General features: G+C 75.2%; 4 protein-coding genes. 1 reads left to right on the top strand and 3 read right to left on the bottom strand.

Annotated features, from left to right (window positions below):
* Positions 1-36: 36 nt before the first annotated feature.
* From ABZ479_RS39475 to ABZ479_RS39465, 3 genes are read right to left on the bottom strand one after another with little or no spacing between them, the layout of a single operon-like run.
* Entirely contained in the window at positions 37-4,533 is a 4,497-nt protein-coding gene (locus ABZ479_RS39475) for an FtsK/SpoIIIE domain-containing protein (RefSeq protein ID WP_500466081.1), read from the bottom strand.
* A 19-nt stretch (positions 4,534-4,552) separates the two neighbouring features.
* Positions 4,553-5,707: a hypothetical protein gene (locus ABZ479_RS39470; protein WP_500466080.1), complete on the bottom strand. Its 1,155-nt coding sequence runs from the start codon at positions 5,705-5,707 to the stop codon at positions 4,553-4,555.
* Positions 5,704-6,297, bottom strand: coding sequence for a sigma-70 family RNA polymerase sigma factor (locus ABZ479_RS39465; RefSeq protein ID WP_500466079.1), 594 nt, complete (start codon positions 6,295-6,297; stop codon positions 5,704-5,706). The genes ABZ479_RS39470 and ABZ479_RS39465 overlap by 4 nt, the downstream gene beginning before the upstream one ends.
* A 172-nt stretch (positions 6,298-6,469) precedes the next feature.
* Between ABZ479_RS39465 and ABZ479_RS39460 the strand changes: the two genes are divergently transcribed.
* Positions 6,470-7,456, top strand: coding sequence for a ricin-type beta-trefoil lectin domain protein (locus ABZ479_RS39460; RefSeq protein WP_500466078.1), 987 nt, complete (start codon positions 6,470-6,472; stop codon positions 7,454-7,456).
* Positions 7,457-7,504: the final 48 nt, after the last annotated feature.

The following is a 7,504-nucleotide window of genomic DNA, read 5'->3' as shown; positions in this document are numbered from 1 at the left end:
GTGGTCCGCGCTGCGGCGCGGACCACGGCGCGGGGATCACTCCGTGCGGAGCGAGGTCAGCGGCACCTGCAGCGCCATCACCTCGCTGCCCCGTCCGGCGGTCCAGCCGCGGCCCGCGTGGGGTGCCACCCGGGTGACGGCGTGCGGGAGCCGCACGCCGATCAGGTCTCCCTCGGTGATGCTCTTCGGCCCCAGCAGCAGACCGCGGCGGGCCTTGCGGGCACTGGACATCCAGCCGCTCATGCCGCCCTGGACGCCGTCGGCCGTCGCGGCGTAGACGAGACCGAGGCCCTGGTCGCGGCCGGACACCGTGATCTCCTTGAGGAGTTTGTCGGCGCCGGACATCGCCAGCAGGTCGGCGTCGTCGACCATCACCACCCGCGGTCCGGGCAGTTCGGCGAGCGCCGAGCGCACCGCCTCCTCGGTCGGCTCGCTGTCAGTGATCACCCGCACGGTGGTGTGCCGGCTGAGCCCCCGCAGCGGGGACTCACGCGGGGTGAGGACGACCAGCGAGGTGCCGCCGGCGAGCAGCGAGACCGCCAGCGACGCCAGGGTGTTGCTGCGTCCGGAACCGGTGGGGCCGATGACGCCGAACACCGCGGACGCGCCGGCGAGGTCCACGCCGACCGGTTCGCCCTCGTCGCCGCCGATGCCGAGCAGACCCCACAGGGGGCGCCGCTGCTCGGCGGGCACCTTGTCGTAGACGTCGGCGAACTCCGCCGACCGCGGCAGCGAGGCCACCGCGAAGGGACGCCGCGCCTGCGGCACCCGCGCGTCGCGCTTGAGCGCGGCGGCACCGATCTTGCGGAGCGCCTCGACCTGCTCGGTGCCGCCGCCCGCCGCGAGCAGCGCGACCTGGGTCTCGGTACCGGTCAACACGTGCCAGCCGCGGCCGGGCGGGATGTCCGCCGGCAGCTTGCCGGGCTTCATGCCGACGGCCTGGACGTCGGAGCGGTCGCCGGGCCGCAGCAGCAGCCGGTGGTCGTTGTGGGCCGCCATGCGGCCGCCCAGCAGGGCGCGTTCCGAGGTGCCGACGAAGTGGATGCCCGCTCCGGCGCCCTCGCGGACCAGGCGGACCATGTCCTGGTACATGTGGCTGTACTCGTGCTCGTCGAGCATGGCCGACAGGGCGTCCCAGCCGTCGACCAGCAGCAGGATGTGCGCGGGGCGTTCCGCCTTCGGCAGCACCTTGCGCAGTTCGCCGATGCCGGTGGCGTTGTGCTGCTGGGCCAGTTCCTGGCGGTTGACCAGCTCCTGGTTGAGGCGGCGCAGCAGCCGTTCCAGCCGTTCGGTGTCGTGCCGGGGGACGACGGCACCGCAGTGCGGGAGCGTCGTGAGCGCGGCCAGGCCGCCGCCCGCCGCGTCGATGCCGTAGAAGTGCACGTCGGCGCTGCTGTGGTGGCGGGCGGCGGAGCCGGCCAGGGTGCGCAGTACCTGGGTGCGGCCGGACCTGGGCGCGCCGACGACGTACAGGTGGCCGAAGCTGCTGAGGTCCGCGGCGGCGACGTGGCGCTGCTGCAGCTGCGGCACGTCCTCCAGGGCGTAGGGGATGAGCAGCCGTCCCTCGCGGACGGGGTTCATCGCGTCGAGGTCGTCGAGCAGGACCTTGCGCTCCAGCGCGGGCAGCCAGGGGCTGGGCTGCGGGACGTAGTCCTCGAGCCGGTCCACCGCCCCGCGGATCTCGTCGACCAGGACCTGGAGGTCGGTGGGCGCGGGCGCCTGGGCGCTCTGGGTGAACACGACTTCGGACGCGGCCGGCGCCGCGGCCCGCCCGAGGGCGTCCCAGGACAGTTCCGCCGCCACGACGGGCTTGCGGGCGCCGCTGTCGGCCTCGGTCTCCTCGTCGGTCCTCGGCCGCGGCCGTTCGGCGCCCACCCAGGCGGTCTGGAAGGGCTCCGCGGACTTCGGGCCGCGCCGCACCAGGGCGCGGCCCGGGGTGCCGGCGGAGATGTCGACGGCGTCCGTGACGTCGATGACGTCCTGGCTCTCGGACTGGTCGGTGACGCGCAGCGCGATCCGCAGGTTGGTGTTGGCCCGGATGTCGGCGGTCACCACACCGGCGGGCCGCTGGGTGGCCAGGACGAGGTGGATGCCGAGCGACCGGCCGCGCTGGGCGATGCTGATGAGGCCCGGCACGAAGTCGGGTACCTCGCGCACCAGGGTGGCGAACTCGTCGATGACCAGGAGCAGCCGGGGAAGCGGCGCGAGCGTGGGGTCGGCGGCGCGCTTGGCCTGGTACTCGGGGAGGTCCTTGGAGTTGGCCGCGGCGAGGACGTGCTCCCGGCGCATCAGCTCGGCGCCCAGCGACTCCAGGGCGCGTTCGACGAGGTGGGCGTCGAGATCGGTGACCATGCCGAGGGTGTGCGGGAGCTGCGCGCACTCCTTGAAGGCGCTGCCGCCCTTGTAGTCGACGAGGACGAAGGTCAGTTCGTCGGGCCGGTTGGCGGCGGCGAGGGAGGCGACGAAGGTCTGCAGCAGTTCGGACTTGCCGGAGCCGGTGGTCCCGGCGACGAGGCCGTGCGGACCGTCCTGGACGAGGTCGAGGGAGAACGGGCCCTCGAAGCCGCTGCCGAGCACGAAGGAGGTGGTGGAGGGCCGGGCCCGCCAGCCCGCCAGGAGCGTGTCGGCGCTGGGCGGTTCCTGGTTCAGCAGGTCGAGCAGCTTCACGCGCTGCGGCAGTCCCGCGTCGTGCTCGGGGCTGACGTCGCGGACCGGCGCCACCGCGCGGGCGACCTGCTCGCACCACTCGGGCGTGACCTGGTCGGCGCGGACCGCCGGGACGTCGGGCGTGCCGGGACGTTTGACGGTGAGCCGGCCGGCCTCGGCGAGCACCACTCCGGTGCTCTCCTCGGGCAGCAGCCGCTCCTGCTCGTCGAGGCAGACGCTGAAGACGCGCGTCGCCGGGCCCTCGGTGAGGACCTGGACCATGCCGGGCACGTCGCGCAGCCGCCGGGCGCCGTCGGCGATCACCAGGATGTCGGGGCCGACGACGGCGGCGTTGCGGTCGTAGCTCGTGGCCCGCTTGCGGACCTGGATCTGCGCGACCAGCTCCGAGACCCGGGCCGCGGTCGACTCGGGGTCGTTGCCGATGAGGACGAGCGGGCCGCCGGCCGCCGCGGGCCGCACGTGCGGGAGCCAGCGCACCCAGGCCCAGTCGTCGGCGCGTCCCGGTTCGGTGAGCAGCACGATCCGCAGGTCGCGGGGGCTGTGCAGCACCGCTGCCTGCACGGCCATCCAGCGGGCGAGCGGCTGCACCTGCGCCGCCGGTCCCGCCACGCCCACCACGCCGTGGCCGCTGAGGTCCACCGCGATGGGGGCGTCGGGGATGTTCCAGCGGATGGTGCGGTGGTTCTCGTCGCGGGCGGGGTCCTCGAGTTCGCGCAGCGAGGGCTGGTCGGCGGTGCCCAGCCGCAGGACGAGGTGGTCGGGGTCGTGGCGGCGCCGCTCCCACAGCCGGCTGCCCGGCCCGGTGGCCATCAGGGCGACGGCGGCGGGGTCGGGGCCGGTGACGTGGCGCACCCGCCGCTCGCGGGCGACGGCCTCGCGCACCCCGTCCTCGACCGCGACGCGCCGCCGGTTGTACTGGCGGTCCGCCTCCTCGTAGTCCTTGCGGGCGGTGCGGCGGCCCGTGACCCAGTTGGAGAGCATCATCATCGGGCCGAGCGCGATGAAGACGACGAAGTAGTACGACTTGAAGATGGCGACCATGAAGAAGCCCATGATCACCGGGGCGATCATCATGGCCGCGGGGAACGGGCGCTTGCCCGGCGCCGAGGGCGGCGAAGGCAGCCGGACCCGCTCGCCGTCCAGGTGCGGGGCGATGCGCGGCGGGCGGTTGTAGTCGATGCCGAAGCCGTCCGCGGACGGGGTGACGGCGGCGTCCGCCTCGACCGGCGCGCTCATCCGCAGCAGGACGGAGCCCGCGGTCAGGTCCTCGCCGGGCGGCCAGGGCACCGGCTGTCCCGGGGCGGCGGTCCGCTCGGTGGTGACCCCCTGCGGGCGGGTCCGGCGCAGCGCGGTGACGGCGTCGTCCGGCGGGGGCGCGGGGACCCGGCCGCGCACCTCGTCGCCGGGCGCGGTACGGGTGCGGTGCCAGTGCGCCGAGCCGTCGGCACCGACCGTCACCCACAGCCCGCCCTCGGGGACGCCATGGCCTTCGAGGCGGATCGCGCACAGCGGTCCCGAGCCGATCTCGTGGCTGCCGAAGCCGAGCAGCCAGGTGCGCCCGGCCTGCGGTCCGGAGACCACGTGGACCTCGGCGAGCACCGGCCCGGCGTCGGTCTCCGCGCCGACCCGCACCCGGTCGGGGTCCGTTCCGGCGGCGCCGAGGCCCAGGACGCCGCCTTCGCGCAGTCCCGCCGAGGCGACGGGCGCGTCCGGGTCGAGCCGGCGGCCGTCGAGGTAGAGGTCGCGGGCGCGCGTCCCGTCCACGGCCTCAGCGAGGTCCGCGACGGTGGTGCGCGGCGGCAGCCCTACGAGGTGGTCGCGGCGCGCACCGTCCGCGCCGTCGACGGTGGTGATGGTGAGGTTCACGGTCTTCCCAGTTCGGGCGTCACGAGGACGAGGAGCGTGCGGTGGCTGCGGAGACGCCCGCCGGTCCGAATGCGGCCGGCTCGGCGAGGTCGTCCTCGTCGCCGGGTTCCGCGGCGGCGGGGGTGGCGGGGGCCGTGGCGGGTTCGGGGCGGGGGGCGGTCGCGGAGACCGCCATGGCCGCGGACGGGAGCCCGGACTCGACGAGGTCGTCGTCGGCGGACAGGGTGTGGAGCGCCTTCGGCGGGTTGGGGCCGGCGCCCTCGTCGTCCCCGGGCACCGGCGGCAGTGCGTGCACCAGCCGGGCCACGACACGGGCCAAGGGCAGCGCGTCGACCGTGAGGGCGGGCGGGCCGCCGTGCAGGCGGAGGTGCCCGTCGCGGTCCGCCTCCAGGATCAGGGTGCTGTGGTGGGCCACGCCGAGGGTGAGCAGGCGTACGCCGGCCGGCCGGTTGCGGTCCGGCGCCTCGGCGCTCACGGCGTAGGCGGTGCCGGGCCGTTCGAAGACGTCGTCGGGGCCGTCGTGCCGGGGGTGCACCCCGGCGCCGACCACGACGCGGCCCGCGGGCAGGCGGGCGTCGAGCTGGGCAGCGAGGGCCTGGAGCACCGCGCGGGCGCTGCGCCGTTCACCGGTGACGGAGACCGCCGGGGGAACGGCCGTCAGGTCGAGCAGCACCGCGTCGGTGCCGGCCCTGCCCAGGCAGACCAGGACGGGGGCCTCGCGGCGCCCGGTCTCCGGTGCGGTGCCGAGGTCGGCGCGGCCGATCCACCACAGGCGCGGTTCGGCGGCGTCGCGGGCCCACGGTTCGGGCAGGACGCCCTCCCCGCCGTGGCCGTGGGCGACGTACACGCCGATGACGTCGGTGCCCAGGAGCGCCGCGTACGGCCGGGCGCCGGGCCGTTGGGCGGCGGCGCGGCGCAGCGCGGTCGCGGCGTCCGCCCACCCGGAGGGGTCGCGGAGCAGGCGGCCGAGCACCCGCAGGCCGCGGCGGTGCCGCAGCTGGGTGCGGACGGGTGTGGCGAAGGCGCGGGCGGCCGTCGTCAGTTCGCGGACGACGCGGCGGCGCAGCGCGCCCCAGCCGCCCTTGCGGCGGACGATCCAGTGCGCCAGGACGACGACGAGGATCAGCAGGCCGACGAGTCCGATGAGCCGGGTCCAGCCGGCGGGGACGTTCACGCGGCCACTCCGTCCACGCCGCGGCGGGCGAGTTCGGCCCGCAGGGCCCGCACGCCGTGGTGGGTGCGGGACTTGACGGTGCCGCGCGGCACACCCATCTCGGCGGCGGCGTCGGCTCCGCTCTGGTCCATGACGTGGACGCGGACGACGGCCTCGCGGTGGGCCGGCGGGAGGGCGCTCAGCGCGGCGAGCAGCACGGAACGGTCCTCGACGAGGCCGGCGTGGTCCCCGGAGTGCTCGAGCGCGGTGCCCGCGAAGTCGGCGGCGCTGATGCCGACGGGCACGGCGCGGTCGCGGCGGCGGTGGTCGACCACGAGGTTGCGGGCGACCCGGAACAGCCACATGCGGACCGGCCGCTCGTGCACGTCCAGCCGTCCGGCGCGCTGCAGGGCGCGCAGCAGGGTCTCCTGCAGCACGTCCTCCGCGGCGTGCACGTCACGGCCCATGAGACCGGTGACGAACCTCCGCAGGCTGTCCCGCTCGGCGATGATCAGGCTGGCGACAGCTCTGCGTTCGTCGGCGCCGCCGGTGTCGTGCCCGGCGAGGACGTCCGCCCCGCCTTCACGACAGTCGGACTCGTTCACACACATGGCGTAAAGATTAAGCTGCTGAACGAGATGCTCTGACCACAGTGTTGGCGCATATTCGATCATTCGCTGTCACACTTGGTGAAATCTTAAACTATTGTTCACCCTGCCGAAAGCAACGGGCGGACGCGCCCCCTACGCTTCCGCGCAGATTCCCGAGCCGACAGGAGACCACGTGCCTCCCCATCCCGATCCACGGGACCCCGAGGTTCTCGACGGGGCCGAGCCCCGTTTCGCGGACACCTTCGCCCGACGCCCCTCCCTGCCGCACCGGCGGCTGCTGCCGGACCGGCGGGCGTGGAGCGTGCTGGCGACCACGTCGGCCGTCATCGGCTGCGCGGTGCTGGTCGTGCCGCTGATGGCACGCATCGACCTGCTGCCCGACAAGGGCGGCAAGGGTGACCCGGTGGCGGTGGCCGAGCCCAGCACGTTGCAGAGCGGCGTCCTGCCGGCGTCGCCCGGCACGAACGGCACCAAGGCCTCGCCCGCCGCGGGCGGCAACGTCCCGCCGGCCTCCGGGTCGCAGGGCGGCCCGAACGGCGGCGGTTCGGCGGACAGCACCGGCACCGGCGGCGGCGGTCTGCCGCCCGTGGGCGACGCCCCGGGAACCACCGGTGGCGGCGGAAGCGCCAGTGGCGGCGGGACCGGCGGCGGTGGCGGTTCGGCCACCGGCGGCTCCGGCAGTTCCGGGGGCTCCGGCGGTTCGTCCGGCTCCGGGTCGGGTTCGTCGGCGGGCAACCCGACGCCCTCCAAGACGCAGCAGACGGCCACCGTGCCCGGCGTGCGGATCCGCAGCGTGCAGAGCGGGCGCTGCGTCGCGGTCAGCGGCGCCAAGAACAGCACCGGGCGCGACGGCGCCCGGCTGCAGATCCAGGACTGCGACGGCGGCGCCTGGCAGAAGTGGGACTTCCGCTCCGACGGGACCGTCCGCGCCTTCGGCATGTGCATGGACCTGGCCGGCGCCTCGTTCACGGACGGCGCGGTCATCCAGCTGGCCCGCTGCAACGGCGGCTGGGCCCAGCAGTTCAGGCTGAACGGCTCGAACGACCTGACCAACAAGAACAAGTGCGTCGACGTGCTCGACAAGGGCACCTCCGCCGGTACCCCGCTCCAGTTGTGGACGTGCTACGGGACACCGAACCAGAAGTGGGCCAAGGCCTGACGGTCCTGGTGTGATGCCGTCCCCGCCCCTCCCCGGGGCGGGGACGGC

The organism is Streptomyces sp. NPDC005722, from assembly GCF_040630935.1.
GTDB lineage: Bacteria > Actinomycetota > Actinomycetes > Streptomycetales > Streptomycetaceae > Actinacidiphila.
Note: the sequence above shows the minus strand (reverse complement) of the source record. Positions and strands in the feature narration are given on the sequence as shown.

Bases quoted from the DNA above. Each gene is read 5' to 3' on its own strand.
- ABZ479_RS39465 (WP_500466079.1), bottom strand. From the start codon at position 6,297: ATGTGTGTGAACGAGTCCGACTGTCGTGAAGGCGGGGCGGACGTCCTC.